Below are 14459 nucleotides of genomic sequence, written 5' to 3' on the forward strand. Positions count from 1 at the left end.
CGTTGGTCTCTCAGGTGGAGGGTCGGGAGGTCCTGCTGTAAGGTCATTCCTCTATTGTGAGGACTTTGTGTTCACTGCTCAGCCTGCTGATGGGTCCTTTCACGGGTTTTGGGACCGCAGAAGGCCTTTCTCCTGACAGTGCACCAGACGGCATTTCCAGGGTGCGGTTCACCCTGAAAGCAGATCAAACGGAACGGGAGTTGCAGCTTCTGGCAGGCTGTCTGGGCATCACCCAGGACCCCAGTACCTTGCACATCAAACCCCTGCTGGGCTGGGCCATCAGCCCACTGTCAGAGGTCTCCCGGGGCAACAGCGAGGCCGGAGAAAAGAGAAGCAAAATGGACCTGCAAGACCTGCAAAAGCTGGGCGTGACAGAGACTGTTCTGAGAACCCTGTCCTGGCTGGAAGACATCACCTGCATTGGAAGCCACAAAGACTGGTTTTTCCTGCTGGAGGGTCTGCAGGACCACGGAGATCGGGTGCAGATCGCCAGAGGAAAGCAGGGGAGGGTGCTGCTGCACAAACACACGGGAGCCGTTGAAATTGCTGATCCAGCGGGAAAGGTCTGGTATGCCAACCAGGATTTTTCTGCATTTTGCCAGGCTGTGGATGTGTTTCAGCAGGGTCATCTGGAGCAGGAACCTGCTGAACAGGCAGCCATGCTGCAAACGCTGGTGCGTGCTTTGCAACATGTGGACGCCACTGCCTGCGCAGATCCACAACATTTCTGGAGCCAGGTGTTGCAGAACATCCGGGGAGAGACAGCCTGAAATCCAGGCTGTTTTGCCTTGTGTTTCGGGTTTTGTGGAAGTGTTGGGGACCGCAGGATGACCTTCAGGGCTGCCCCTTCTTTCCAGATCAAAGTCAAATTTGAGTGATCGATCACAAGATTTTTCTGTCTCTGCTGCAGAACCCACGCCTGATTTTGAGATGCCTGAAACGTTTTGAAAATTTTTTCATGTCTCAGAGCATGCGAATCTGGATGCTCTGAAGAGACTGTCTCCCAACCCCTGGAAGGCTGATCAGGGAAAAATCACGGAGCACGCTGACTGGGTGTCGAAAAAGACTTGGGGGGGAGTTTGCTGTTCTGCACGAAAAAAGCCTTTTGTTGGAGGTGGCTTTCCCTGGAAGGCTTTGCATTGATGTTAACCTTCACATTTTGTTGAAAGAATTGCTTTTTTCTGTCTCAGAAATGATTTTTCTGGAATCGATATTTTGTTCACAGGCTTTTCTATTGACAACACTGAGGGTTTATGCCAAACTGACCGCATCGATGGTCCCCAATTCAATTTGAGAGCGCTCACTTGATTCGCTCGCTTCCTGATCGCTGGCTGCTTTTGTGGTTCAGCAGCTGGGCATCACGCTGTCGATAATTCCAAACCAGAGGTACAACACATGAAGTTGAAGTCTGCCGTTGTGGGTCTTTCCATGTTAGCGATCACGACTGTTCTGGGAGCTGCTCAGGCCCAGGAACTCCCCAAACTTGCGGTCAAATCCAGCTACCGCATTGGCTTTTCCCAGACCGAATCGGACAACCCCTGGCGTCTGGCCTTCAGCAAAAGCATGCAGGACGAAGCCAAACGCCTTGGCTGGACCATTGTGGAAACCAACGCTGGAGGCAGTGCTGCCAAACAGGTGGCCGATGTGCGCAACCTGATCGCCCAGCGCGTGGACGCCATCTTCATCTCCCCCCGCGAAGAAAAACCCCTGGCTCCGGTGGTGCTGGAAGCCAAAAAAGCCGGAATTCCCGTGATCATCATTGACCGCAACGTGGACGAGAGCATCGCCAAAGCAGGCAACGACTACATCACCTTCATCGGCTCAGACTTTGTGCAAGAAGGCAAACGTGCGGCAGAATGGCTGGTCAAGGCCACCAAGAAAAACGCCAAAATCATCGAACTCGAAGGCACCACCGGATCCTCACCCGCCAACGACCGCAAACAGGGTTTCCACGAGTACATCAAGAGTTACCCTGGCATGCAGGTGATTGCCGCCCAGACGGGCAACTTCACCCGTGATGAAGGCCGCAAAGTGATGGAAACCCTGCTGCAGGCCCACCCTGAAGTGACCGCCGTGTTCGCCCACAACGACGAAATGGCCCTCGGTGCCATCACCGCACTGGAAGCCGCAGGGAAAAAGCCCGGCAAAGACGTGATCATTGTCAGCATCGACGGTGAAAAAGACGCCCTGAACGCCATCATCGCTGGGAAACTCGGTGCCACCGTGGAATGCAACCCCCGCTTTGGTGTGAAAGCCTTCCAGACCCTCAAAGACTTCGCAGCAGGCAAGAAAATTCCCCTCAAGGTGATCAACCCGGACAAGTTCTTTGACAAGAACAATGCCAGGAAGTACCTGCCAGACGCATACTGAGCCCAGGTAGACCCAGCTCAAATCCAGCTCAAATCCAGCTGAACCCCCGTCTCACCTGTGCATCCAGCAGGTGAGACCTTTCCCGGAAAGGGGTGACCATGATGGCAACCCAGGAGAAGACAACCCAGATGGCAACACGGGAGCAACTGCTCCTGTCCATGGAAGACATTTGCAAATCCTTCACGGGCACACGTGCACTCACCAATGCCTCTTTGCAGGTCAGGCCCGGAGAAGTGCACGCCCTGATTGGCCAGAATGGAGCAGGCAAATCCACGCTTTTAAAGATCCTCACCGGAGCGTACCGCAAGGACAGCGGAAAAATCTGGTTCGATGGACGCGAAGTGGATTTCAAGACCCCCCTGGATGCCCAGAAAGGCGGCATCGGCACCATCTACCAGGAGGTCAACCTGGTTCCGCAACGCTCGGTCAGCGAAAACATCCTGCTGGGCCGTGAACCCCGCAAATACGGCATGATCGACTGGAAAGCCATGCACCTGCAGGCCCAGAAAATCCTGCAGGGCATGGGGATCCAGCTGGACGTGCGGCAGGAACTGGGCAGCTTTCCCATTGCCACCCAGCAGATGGTGGCCATTGCCCGTGCCGTTTCCCAGCAGGCCAGGCTGGTGGTGATGGACGAACCCACCAGTTCCCTGGATGAACAGGAAGTCGAAACCCTTTTTGCGGTCATCAACAAACTGAAGAGTGAAAATGTCTCGGTGATTTTTGTTTCGCATTACCTGGATGAACTGTTTGCCATCTGTGACCAGATCACGGTGATGCGGGACGGCAAAATCGTTCACACTGGCCCCATCAAAAAGATCAGCAAATTTGAACTGGTCTCCAAAATGCTGGGCCGGGAGGTGGGAGATGTGCAGTGCAGTGGCCGCACCGGTTTTCACAAGCAGCATGCTGCAGCCACCCAGCCCCTGTTGAACGCGCGAGGTTTGAAGCAGGGCCTCAGGCTCAAAGGGGTGGATCTGACTGTCCGGAAAGGGGAAATTGTGGGTCTGGCCGGACTGCTGGGCTCAGGACGCACCGAAACCGCCCAGGCCCTGTTTGGCGCTGAACCCCTGAATGCTGGTGAGGTGGGCTGGAAGAACCAGACCACCCGACTGACCTCTCCCCGCAAAGCCATTGCGCTGGGGATGGGGTTTTGTTCTGAGGACCGCAAGAAAGAAGGCATCGTTCCCCACCTTTCGGTGCGGGAAAACCTCACCCTTGCCCTGATGCCCAGAATTGCCAAATTTGGACGCATTGATGTGCGGCAGCAGGAAGAAATCGTGGAGCGTTTCATCCAGCGGCTGGGGATCAAGTGCTCCAGTCCGGAGCAGCCCATCCGGGAACTGTCCGGGGGCAACCAGCAGAAAGTGCTGCTGGCGAGATGGCTGTGCATGAACCCCGACCTCTTGATTCTGGATGAACCCACCCGTGGCATTGATGTGGGGGCCAAAGCCGAAATCCAGCAACTCATCAGTGAACTCTCTGAAAACGGCCTGGGGGTGCTGATGATCTCTTCAGAGCTTGAAGAACTCACCGAAGGCTGCCACCGGGTGGTGGTGCTCAGGGAAGGCAAAACCGCCGGTGAACTTGCTGGCACCATCACCGAACACCAGATCATGCACGCCATGGCTGGCACGGAAGGAGCCTCCCAGCATGCTTGAAAGCAAAATGCTCAAACCCAAAAACACCCCACCCCGAAAACCGCTGGATGTGCGCCAGATCCTGCAGCAGTACGGCGGAGTCCTCACCCTGCTGGTTTTGTTTGTGTTCAATGCGATTTTCACGCCGCATTTTCTGTCCTTGCAGACCCTGAACATCAACCTGACGCAGGTGGCGACCATTGTGATTGTGGGGGTGGGCATGACCCTGGTGATTGCCACCGGAGGGATTGACCTCTCCGTGGGCTCCCTGATGGCCATTTCGGGTGCGCTGGCTCCCCTGATCTTCCTGAACCATGCTTTTGAGGGCACGGTGCTGGGCAATGTGCTGGCCATGACCCTGCCGATTCTGCTGGCAGGCGTGTTCGGGATGTTCAATGGGTTTCTGATCACCCGTTTCCAGATGCAGCCCATCATTGCCACGTTGATTCTGTTCATTGCCGGACGCGGCATCGCCCAGGTGATGAGCGATGGCAAACTGCAGACCTTCACCAACCCCGGATTTGCTGAGCTGGGACAGGGCAAATGGCTGGGCATTCCCATCCAGGTGTACCTGATGGTGCTGGTGGTGGCTCTGGCGGTGTACCTGCTGAAATCCACGGTTTTTGGACGGCAGGTGGTTGCGGTGGGGGGCAACGAGAAAGCTTCAGAACTCGCCGGAATCCCCGTCCAGCAGGTGAAAATGTGGGTTTATGCGATCAGTGGCCTGCTGGCGGGACTTGCTGGCCTGATTGTGATCGCGGTGAATTCCTCCAGCGATGCCAACCAGGTCGGAGAGAACATGGAACTGGACGCCATTGCCGCTGTTGCGGTGGGTGGGACCCTGCTGGAAGGCGGAAAAGCCACCATCGTGGGAACATTGATTGGTGCCCTGATCATTCAGCTGATCCGTTACACCCTGCTGGCCCAGGGGGTGCCTGACGCGGTGGCCCTGGTGGTCAAGGGCCTGATCATTGTGGGCGCAGTGGCCCTGCAGAAAGAGCGGAGGAACTGAGATGCAAAACCTGCTGAAGCAAAATGGTGGGCTGCTTGCGCTCATTGTGCTGTTTGTTTTTGCCAGCCTGCGTTACACCGGATTTTTAAGCGAATACAACATCGAAAGCTTTCTCAGGTACAACGCCATGTTCGGGCTGATTGCCCTGGGGATGTTCTTTGTGATCATCACCGGAGGCATTGACCTCTCGGTGGGAAGCATGGCGGCTTTTGCCAGTGTGATTGCCGCCCTGATGAGCCCGTATGGTCTGCTGCCTGCTGTGCTGGTTCCGGTCTTGCTGTGTGCGGTGCTGGGGTTCTTAAATGGCCTGGTGATCACCCGCTTCAAGGTGATGCCTTTCGTGGTCACACTGGGGATGTTCCTGATTGCCAGAGGCCTCGCTTTGATCGCTTCGGGTCAGCAGACCGTGCTCTTAAGCAGCGAAAGTGGCGTGGGAAACCTGGGTCAGGGAGATTTCCTGGGTTTCCCCATTCCGGCCTGGATGCTGTTTGTGGCTTTTGCGCTGGGAACCGTGTTCTTGATCAAAGCCCCTTACGGACGTTTTGCCCTGACCATCGGAGGCAATGAAGAAGCCGCCCGCCTGATGGGCATTCCCGTAGAGAAAGTCAAACTGCTGGTGTACTCGCTGTCCAGCGCACTGGCCGGTCTGGCCGGGGTGATTCTGGCCACCCAGTTCAGTGCCGGACAGCCCAACGAGGGCATGGGCTGGGAACTCACCGCCATTGCTGCTGTGGTGGTGGGCGGAACCCTGCTCACCGGAGGGCGCGGCAGCGTGATCAACACCCTGGTGGGTGTGGTGCTGCTGGGCATGATTTTCACGGTGCTGAACTTCGAGAACGGCCTGGGGCACATCAACATCAACTCTTACTGGCAAACCGTGATCCGTGGCCTTTTCCTGCTGGTGGTGGTGCTGCTGCAAAGTTCTGGCACCCGCATCAAACTGAACCTGAACTGGAAATCTGCCTGAATGCTGGGTCTGGGCGTGTCTGGCCTGCGAAACCAAAATATGGATCTGGCTTTTGGGATTGTTTTGCTGGCTCAGCAAGGCACGCAGCAGGAGATTTTAGAGCATCTTGCAGAATAAGAGGTTGTTTCGCAGGTTCGTGTTGTTTGAACCGTAGGGATTCTTTTGAATCCCCAGGGTTCACTGATCAACGCAGCAAATCCCCAGATTGGTGAACGATCACAGGTTTCTGACATGCAGCTGTGCAGCAGAATCCATCCAGAATGCCCCTGGAAAGCCAATTCCTGACAGAGGAATGTGCAACCAGAACGGTGCGGCTGAATGTGCGAGCATGTTTGGTTTTTGGCTTGACAGGACCTCAAAAAATAAATTAGAATGTGATCGTTCACAAACACGATCGATTCCCGCTTTTCCAGAGCATTGGGAAGCATGGTGTTCTTGTGCGTCTCAACCCTCCTCCCCGAAACCCTTCGGATTTCACCAGCACCCTCCAGCAGAAAGGAAAACCCCATCATGACCTTCTCCAAGCCGCTCCATTTCCCAGCCAGAAACAGGAATTGTGCACCATGAGCAACCCGCCTGAGCTCTACACCCTCGGGGTGGATTACGGCACCGAATCGGGCCGTGCTGTGGTGGTTCGTGTCTCAGATGGACTGGAACTTGCCTCTGCTGTCACCTCTTACCCGCACGGTGTGATCGATCACCATCTCCCCACCGGCGAGGTTTTGCCCCCAGACTGGGCCTTACAGCACCCCGATGACTACCTCGAAGTCCTCAGAAAGGCTGTTCCACAGGCGGTCCAGCTCAGCGGTGTGAACCCAGAACACATTGTGGGCATTGGCATTGATTTCACCGCCTGCACCATGCTCCCCACCACCCGTGACGGCACCCCGCTCTGTTTCCTGCCTGAGCTCAAAGCCGAAAAGCACGCTTTCGTGAAGCTCTGGAAGCACCATGCTGCCCAGAGCCACGCAGACCGCATCAACGCAGTGGCGGCCAGAATGGGGGAGAAGTGGCTGCCCAGATATGGATTCAAGATCAGCAGCGAATGGTTCTTCGCCAAAGCCCTGCAGATCCTGGAAGAAGCCCCGGAAGTGTACCAGGCGGCAGATCGACTGATCGAAGCGGCAGACTGGGTGGTCTGGCAACTCACTGGAGCAGAGAGTCGCAACACCTGCACTGCGGGTTACAAAGCCATGTATCAGGATGGGCAGTTCCCTTCCAGAGATTACTTTGCTGCCCTGAACGCGGATTTTGCCGATGTGGTCGAAGAGAAGATGTTGACTGAGCTGTCTCCACTGGGGGGCAAAGCAGGAACCCTTTCTGCCAGAGCCGCTGAACTCACGGGTCTGAAAGCAGGAATTGCCGTTGCCGTTGCGAATGTGGATGCCCACGTGGCGGTTCCTGCGGCAACAGTGACCGAGGCAGGCCAGATGGTGGCCATCATGGGAACTTCCACCTGTCACATGCTGCTTGGAGAAAAACTCAGAGAAGTTCCAGGCATGTGTGGGGTGGTGGAAGGTGGCATCATCCCCGGACTTTACGGCTATGAAGCGGGCCAATCCGGGGTCGGAGACATCTTCGGCTGGTTCGTGAAACATGCGGTGCCAGAATCCTACGTCCAGCAAGCTGCTGCCGAAAATGTGAGCGTTCACCATATTATGGAGAGGGAAGCCAGCCTGCAACGCCCTGGGGAACACGGATTGATTGCGCTGGACTGGTTGAACGGCAACCGCAGCAACCTCGTCGATGCCAATTTGAGCGGTCTGATCCTTGGACTCACCTTGCACACCCGTGCCCCGGACATCTACCGGGCCCTGATTGAAGCCACAGCTTACGGAACCAGAGCGATCATCGAGAACTTCCGTGCACATGGGGTGCCCGTGACCGAACTGATCATTGCCGGAGGGCTGAAGAAAAACAAAATGCTGATGCAGATTTACAGCGATGTCACGGGACTTCCCCTGAGCATCGTGGCTTCGGAGCAGGGTCCAGCGCTGGGAAGTGCAATTCATGCTGCCGTGGCTGCAGGAATCTACCCTGACATCCGGGCAGCAGCCAAAACCATGGGGAAACTGCAGAAGAACGTTTACACCCCCATTCCCGGGAATGTGAAAGTGTATCAGGAGCTGTATCAGGAATACATCCAGCTGCACGACCATTTTGGCAGAGGGCTCAACAACGTGATGAAACGCCTCAAGAAAATCGCTCAGACAGAACCCGAAGAGGTGAAACATGCTGCTGCCACACCTGCGTGAAGAACTGTGCAAAGCACACCTGCAACTCCCTGCCCAGGGACTCGTCACCTGGACCAGTGGGAACATCAGCGTTCTGGACGAGAGGGAAGGTCTGATGGTCATCAAACCCTCGGGTCTGCTCTTTGAAGAACTCACCCCTGAAAGCATGGTGGTGCTGGATCTGGACGGCAAAGTCATCGAAGGGAAGTACAAACCCTCTTCGGACACCGCCACCCATGCTTACATCTACCGCCACCTGCCCCATGTGCGCAGCATCATCCACACCCACAGTGCGTATGCCACAGCTTGGGCAGCCAACAACCGGGAAATTCCCTGCATCCTCACCGCCATGGCCGATGAATTTGGAGGACCGATCCCCTGCGGTGGCTTTGCCCTGATTGGCGGGGAAGAAATCGGGAAGGAAGTGGTGAAAACCCTCTCCGGGCACCGTTCCCCTGCGGTCATCCTCAAAAACCACGGGGTCTTCACCATCGGAGAATCCATCCAGAAAGCCCTGAAAGCCGCCGTGATGTGTGAAGACGTGGCAAAAACGGTGCATCTGGCGTACCAGCTGGGGACACCAGAGAAGCTTGATCATGCAGACATCGACAAACTCTACGACCGGTACACGCACGTGTACGGACAGAAATAAGGAATCATCATGCCAAACACCGCCTCCCCCAGACTCTGGTTCGTCACGGGCTCCCAGCACCTCTACGGCCCTGAAACCCTCAAGCAAGTGGATGCCAATTCAGCAGAACTGGTTTCTGCTTTGAATGCCTCTGGCAAAATCTCCCTGCAAATCGAATTTAAAGGGGTGCTGACCACCCCAGATGAGATCCGGGCTTTGTGTCTGCAAGCCAATTCAACACCAGACTGCGCCGGAATCATCCTGTGGATGCACACCTTCTCCCCCAGCAAAATGTGGATTGGGGGCCTCAGTCAGTTGCAAAAACCGTTCTGCCACCTGCACACCCAGTTCAATCGGGATCTTCCCTGGGACAGCATCGACATGGATTTCATGAACCTCAACCAGGCCGCCCATGGGGACCGCGAAGCAGGTTTCTTGCACACCCGCATGCGTCTGGACCGCAAAGTGGTGGTGGGGCATTACAGCGACCCGGAAGTGCAGGAACGTCTGGGCGTGTGGGCCAGTGCAGCACACGGCTGGTTTGATTTGCAAGGCGCAAAATTCTGCCGGTTTGGGGACAACATGCGCTTCGTGGCCGTGACCGAAGGGGACAAGGTGGCTGCAGAGATGCGCTTCGGGTTCTCGGTGAACACCTACGGGGTGGGCGATCTGGTGGCCGTGGTCGATGCTGTTTCAGACAGTGACATTGATGCTCTGGTTGCGGAATACGACAACCTATACGATGTGGCCCCAGAACTGCAAAAAGGTGGGGAACGCCATGAATCCCTGAGGTACTCTGCCCGTCTGGAACTGGGCATCGAGAAATTCCTCGTTGATGGAGGCTTCAAGGGGTTCACCACCACTTTTGAAGACCTGCATGGTCTGAAGCAACTCCCCGGAATGGCGGTCCAGAGGCTGATGGCCAGAGGGTACGGGTTTGCTGGCGAAGGGGACTGGAAAACAGCTGTGCTTTTGCGTGCCCTGAAAACCATGTCTGGCAACGTCTCAACCTCTTTCATGGAGGATTACACCTACCACCTGGAACCCGGAAAACACCAGGTGCTGGGGTCGCACATGCTGGAAGTCTGCCCGACGATTGCAGAAAACAAACCGAAAGTGGAAATTCACCCCTTAGGCATCGGAGGGAAGGAAGACCCGGTGCGTCTGGTGTTCAACTCCCAGAAGGGCGAGGCCATCAATGTGTCTCTGGTGGACCTGGGAAGCCGTTTCCGTTTGATCGTCAACGAGGTGACGGCAGTGGAGCACCCTGAGTTGCCCAACCTTCCTGTGGCGCGTGCAGTGTGGGAATGCAAACCGGATTTCAAGACCGCCTGTGCAGCCTGGATTCATGCAGGGGGAGCGCACCACACGGTGTATTCTTATGTGCTGACCAGTGAGCACCTGGAGGATTTTGCAGCCATCGCAGGCGTTGAACTGGTGGTGATTGATGGGGACACGAAGCTGCGGGACCTGAAACAGGACCTGAAGTTCTCAGACCTCTACTTTGCCCTTGGACAGGGCCTCCGGGTCTAGAGCATTTGACAGAAGAACACGAATCAATGCAGCAATTCCAGCCTCAGATGACTTGCCCCGGAGGGAAACTTCTGGGGTTTTTGCGTGGTTGCTTTCAATTCCTGACCTCTTGGATCACAAAGGTGTGCCTGGAGGCCTGTTTGTGGAGAACAAGCGGTTCCCGCCCAGCCCATCCAGGCCCAGAATGGATGGGCAGGTGGGGTTTCACCAGTTGCAGGAACAGCCGTGCCACGTCCCGTTCGGCATTGAGGCGCACAGCAAATCCAGCTTCATGGTTTTGCACTTCCTCCGCAAGTCCAGTGATTTGCTGCAGACGTTGTTTCGGGGTGTCTGTGGTCCAGAGGGGCTGGCTGTTGGGTTTCGGAAGGATGTGGAAGTGGTGCCAGGTTCGGGCCATGTTGCAGTGCTGAAAGTGAAAAGGACTGGGCGGAAGGGGTCAAACGGGTGTTCACACAAATCCCCCTGGGCTTCTGGAACCAGGGGGTGAAGAAAGTATCCCTTGGAGGACATTTCCATTTTTCGGCACTGGCTCTCATTTTAAAGTAAGTTTTGTAACGATGCTGGGATTTCTGGTTTCTGGCATGCGCCATGGTGGCATGAAAACCCCTGAAAATACGTGTGTTCTCGTTCAGTGAACTGAAACATTGCAGTCTAGGATGCATTGGGAAAGACCTCATGATGTCCCGCAAATCTGACCCTCTTCTCATCCCACCTCCAGCAAACCCACATCCTGACCCAGAACCCTTGAGAAGCCCTTCATGTGACGGTTCCATCACACCAAACGCACCCCAGAATGGCGATGATGGGCCACATGAAAACCTTTCAATCTCGATTTTTGCCGTTTTTTCTGGTGGGTGCTGCCCTGATGCTGCCGCAGGGACAGGCCACAGCTTTTCCGTTTGGACAGGTGCTCAAATCCGGCAAGGTGCCCCTGCTGGCCGTGCATGCAGACTGGGCGGGCTTCACTTTTGTGAACCGCACCTTCCAGGTGGATTTCAAATCCCATTACGACAACCGCAAAATCAACGAAATCCGCATGTACTTCAGTGACCGCAACCTGACCGAAGCGCAGGCCATCACCATCAGCAAACTGGCCGCCCACATCGCCCTGAACTGTTACAACCTGCTGCCTGAACGCAAAGCAGTGATTCAGGAATGGATTGCCAGCTGGCTGATCCTGAACGATGTCTCCCAGCAGCACACCTTTGGCCCCCTCCTGCTGGACGCACAGCACACCTCCAGTGGAGACGCCCTGTTGTGGTTCACCCGCACCGGCGTTCCTGGCAAATCCCCATGGGTCAACCATTGCACCTCCTGAGGACCGTCTCTCTGTGTGGGATGCTGTTCTTGCAGGCCTCCAGCACGCTCAGCAGCAATCCATTTGTGCAGCAGTACCAGCAGGCCAGCCCTGCAACTGTGGATAGACTGGTGCAGGCTTACCCGGACGCCCTGCTGAAACACGACCAGCAGAAACTGTACTTTCAAGATGGGCAGGTGTTGCAACTGCGCACCCGCAAAACCATCCAGACATACCCAACCCTGCTGGACGATGCCGATGTGCTGGACCAGATGGCCTTGCCGTACCCGGCCTGCCAGCCCATCACTGCCCCTGCCTATTTGCAGGACCCCGGGCGGGCCAGAAGCGAAACCCTCTTTAAAGCCCTTTACGGAGAGACTGCCAGCAAAGTGCAAAAGCAGTTGCAGAAAGTGAACTGGTTCGGAAGCACGGTGCTGTTTCATCCTGCCCACGGAGCAAAAGCCGCACTGGAACAGGTGGAACAGCACCTTCAGAAGCACCCGGAGTGGCTGAAATACCTGCAGCCCAATGCAGGCACTTTTTACTGGCGCACTGTGGCCGGAACAAAACACCTCAGCATGCACAGTTTTGGAATTTCCATCGATCTGAACACCAGATACGCCGATTACTGGAAATGGAAAGGACACCAGGAAGGCCAGAAAAACATCCCTTACCACAACCAGTTGCCTGAAGGTCTGGTGTTCGCGTTTGAAAGACAGGGTTTTGTGTGGGGTGGGCGCTGGTACCATTTCGACACCATGCACTTCGAGTACCGCCCGGAATTGATCTCATCTCAGGCCTGCCAGCAGGGGCAGTGATCAGGGATAAAGTTCCCGAAACCTGTCTGCCACCCCATCCACTTGCTCTGCACTGCATTCGATCCATCTGGGCCATTGCCTCTTGCAACCATGGGGGTAACCGATGATGTTCCCCAGAGCACCCCAGACTGCCTGATGCACGGTCTCATCTGTCAGATCCACATCGGGCCACTGCGCTGCCACCCTTTGCAGGTCTGCAAGCTCAACCCCCATCAGGGTGTGCACCAGACTGGCCTCAGGTTGATCTTCTGGAGCACCTGAGGCACTGAAGAATGGGCCATGAGCCGCTGCTTTCAGCACCTGTCCGATGGTTTTCAATTCTTGAAGGTTCAGGCGCATGGGTTCCCCTCCCAGAAAGCCATTTTCAAAGTGCTCATGGGGCTGGGAGGCGCTGGAAAACTGCCCCATGAAATGTCCAGAGAAATGCTCTGGTTTTCTGGGTTTGAAACTGCCCCTGGACACAGCCCAGTCGTAAGCACTCTGGTCCAGCGGATGAGCGGTCAGGGTCCCGGAAAGCTGGTGCTGCTCAATCCACTTTTGGGCTTTTTCTCGGGTGCTGAAGATCCCTGAGGGGAAACCGCCCCCAACCCCATTGAACACCCACACCCACTGGCCTTTTTGCAATGCTTCATCGTGCATGTTGCGCCTCACAAATAAAAATGCCTGCTGAACCAGATGCCATTCAGGTTGGTCAGGCAGGCATCTGTGACTTCAAACGTTCTGGGAAAGGTGCCTTCGGGACTTTTGTTCCCGAAGATCCACTGTTTGGCCCGCTCCATTCCAACAGGTGGAACTGGATTCACTTCATGCAGCATCACTTTCAGGTACTGGTGTTCTTCTTGCAGGTCATCGTACATGGCTTGCAGCACCCCGAATTCATCTCCTTCGGGTTTTTCTTCTGGATTTTCTTTGCTGACCATCAAAATGCCCATGCTTTTCAGGAACTGCAGGGGGTTTTCTGGACTGGGAATTTCAATGGGTTCAATCACCTCAAAAACCAGATCCAGCAGGCCGTATTTGTGAATCTGCCCCTGGTAAATGCGATCTTCACGACGGTACAGTGTGCAGGCAGGCAGCCCAAGGTGTTGAAAAGCCACATCTGCATCGGACTGCAGGTGGTCCAGACTGGTGAACACCATCTGCTGATCCATCAACACCTCTAAAGGCTGGTATTTCACTCCCATGCACAGCGCACGGATCATCAGCAGCAAACGGGTCATGGTTGCCCTCTGGGTTTCAAGAGGGGGGCGTCTTGTAAAATTTTTTCATCAGGCAGCCATTCATCGAACATGATTTGGACGGTCATGTTTTCATGTTAGGCCTGCATCCTCTCCTGCACATCCTCCAGTTGGCAGATTCAGCACACGCCATCTGGCAGGTATGATTTCCCCAGAGGTCTTATGCCAGAAATCCCCATTTTTGAAAATCTGGAAACCCCCCGCCTGAAGGTGCGCCGTTTGCAGCCAGAAGATGCTGCAGCCCTGTCTGTTTACCGTTCCCGTCCCGAAGTTTCCCTGTATCAGGGCTGGGGCGACAATTACGACGAAGCCCAGGCCCTGAAGCTCATCCAGAACATGCAAGACCGGAATCCTGGTCAGCCAGGGTGGTTTCAATTTGCCTTGCAGGAAAAAGAAACCGGTGCTTTGCTGGGAGACCTCGGCTTCCATGTGTTCGAGCCTTTGCAGGCAGAGGTGGGTTTCACGCTGGATTCCCGTGTCTGGGGCAAAGGTTACGCCACCGAAGGATTAAAGGCGGTACTGGATTACGCTTTTCATGTGCTGTTTTTTCACAGGATCACCGCCAGCACGGATCCCCGCAACGTCCCCTCCCAGAAGGTCTTGCTGCGGCTGGGGTTTCGCCATGAGGGGCACCACCTGGAAAGTTACTCGGATGGGGAAAACTGGCTGGATGAGGACCGGTTTGCCTTGCTGCGCAGAGAATGGCGGGAACAGTGACC

14 protein-coding genes are annotated in these 14459 nt (G+C 55.5%); 11 read left to right on the top strand and 3 right to left on the bottom strand.

Going from position 1 to position 14459, the window contains the following annotated elements; all coding sequences use genetic code 11:
- Positions 1-89: 89 nt before the first annotated feature.
- From IEY52_RS10910 to araA, 8 genes are all read left to right on the top strand, one after another.
- A complete protein-coding gene (locus IEY52_RS10910; protein ID WP_194510047.1) occupies positions 90-770 on the top strand; it encodes an SUKH-4 family immunity protein in 681 nt (226 codons plus the stop codon).
- Between the two features lie 658 nt (positions 771-1428).
- Entirely contained in the window at positions 1429-2370 is a 942-nt protein-coding gene (locus tag IEY52_RS10915; RefSeq protein WP_229684734.1) for an ABC transporter substrate-binding protein, read from the top strand.
- A gap of 98 nt (positions 2371-2468) precedes the next feature.
- Entirely contained in the window at positions 2469-4031 is a 1563-nt protein-coding gene (locus tag IEY52_RS10920) for a sugar ABC transporter ATP-binding protein (RefSeq protein WP_229684735.1), read from the top strand.
- Positions 4024-5022: an ABC transporter permease gene (locus IEY52_RS10925; protein WP_229684736.1), complete on the top strand. Its 999-nt coding sequence runs from the start codon at positions 4024-4026 to the stop codon at positions 5020-5022. The genes IEY52_RS10920 and IEY52_RS10925 overlap by 8 nt, the downstream gene beginning before the upstream one ends.
- A gap of 1 nt (position 5023) precedes the next feature.
- Positions 5024-5989, top strand: a complete 966-nt coding sequence (locus tag IEY52_RS10930; RefSeq protein WP_189002728.1) for an ABC transporter permease — start codon at positions 5024-5026, stop codon at positions 5987-5989.
- A 563-nt stretch (positions 5990-6552) separates the two neighbouring features.
- Entirely contained in the window at positions 6553-8244 is a 1692-nt protein-coding gene (araB, locus tag IEY52_RS10935; RefSeq protein ID WP_189002729.1) for a ribulokinase, read from the top strand.
- Positions 8222-8875: an L-ribulose-5-phosphate 4-epimerase gene (locus IEY52_RS10940; RefSeq protein WP_189002730.1), complete on the top strand. Its 654-nt coding sequence runs from the start codon at positions 8222-8224 to the stop codon at positions 8873-8875. Before araB ends, IEY52_RS10940 begins: the two co-directional genes overlap by 23 nt.
- A gap of 9 nt (positions 8876-8884) precedes the next feature.
- Entirely contained in the window at positions 8885-10387 is a 1503-nt protein-coding gene (gene araA / locus IEY52_RS10945) for an L-arabinose isomerase (RefSeq protein ID WP_189002731.1), read from the top strand.
- A 94-nt stretch (positions 10388-10481) separates the two neighbouring features.
- Here araA and IEY52_RS10950 read toward each other — a convergent pair whose 3' ends face one another.
- Positions 10482-10784, bottom strand: a complete 303-nt coding sequence (locus IEY52_RS10950; protein ID WP_189002732.1) for a hypothetical protein — start codon at positions 10782-10784, stop codon at positions 10482-10484.
- Between the two features lie 414 nt (positions 10785-11198).
- Between IEY52_RS10950 and IEY52_RS10955 the strand changes: the two genes are divergently transcribed.
- Complete coding sequence (locus IEY52_RS10955) at positions 11199-11705, top strand: hypothetical protein (RefSeq protein WP_189002733.1); 507 nt, start codon at positions 11199-11201, stop codon at positions 11703-11705.
- A gap of 20 nt (positions 11706-11725) precedes the next feature.
- Positions 11726-12502, top strand: coding sequence for a M15 family metallopeptidase (locus IEY52_RS10960; RefSeq protein ID WP_189002734.1), 777 nt, complete (start codon positions 11726-11728; stop codon positions 12500-12502).
- On the opposite strand, the gene IEY52_RS10965 is transcribed toward IEY52_RS10960, so the two are convergent.
- A complete protein-coding gene (locus tag IEY52_RS10965) occupies positions 12503-13141 on the bottom strand; it encodes a DUF7710 domain-containing protein (protein ID WP_189002735.1) in 639 nt (212 codons plus the stop codon). It abuts the gene before it with no gap.
- Between the two features lie 8 nt (positions 13142-13149).
- Positions 13150-13722, bottom strand: a complete 573-nt coding sequence (locus tag IEY52_RS10970) for a hypothetical protein (protein WP_189002736.1) — start codon at positions 13720-13722, stop codon at positions 13150-13152.
- A gap of 180 nt (positions 13723-13902) precedes the next feature.
- Between IEY52_RS10970 and IEY52_RS10975 the strand changes: the two genes are divergently transcribed.
- Entirely contained in the window at positions 13903-14457 is a 555-nt protein-coding gene (locus IEY52_RS10975; RefSeq protein WP_189002737.1) for a GNAT family N-acetyltransferase, read from the top strand.
- Positions 14458-14459: the final 2 nt, after the last annotated feature.

Source organism: Deinococcus roseus, from assembly GCF_014646895.1.
GTDB classification, from domain to species: domain Bacteria; phylum Deinococcota; class Deinococci; order Deinococcales; family Deinococcaceae; genus Deinococcus_C; species Deinococcus_C roseus.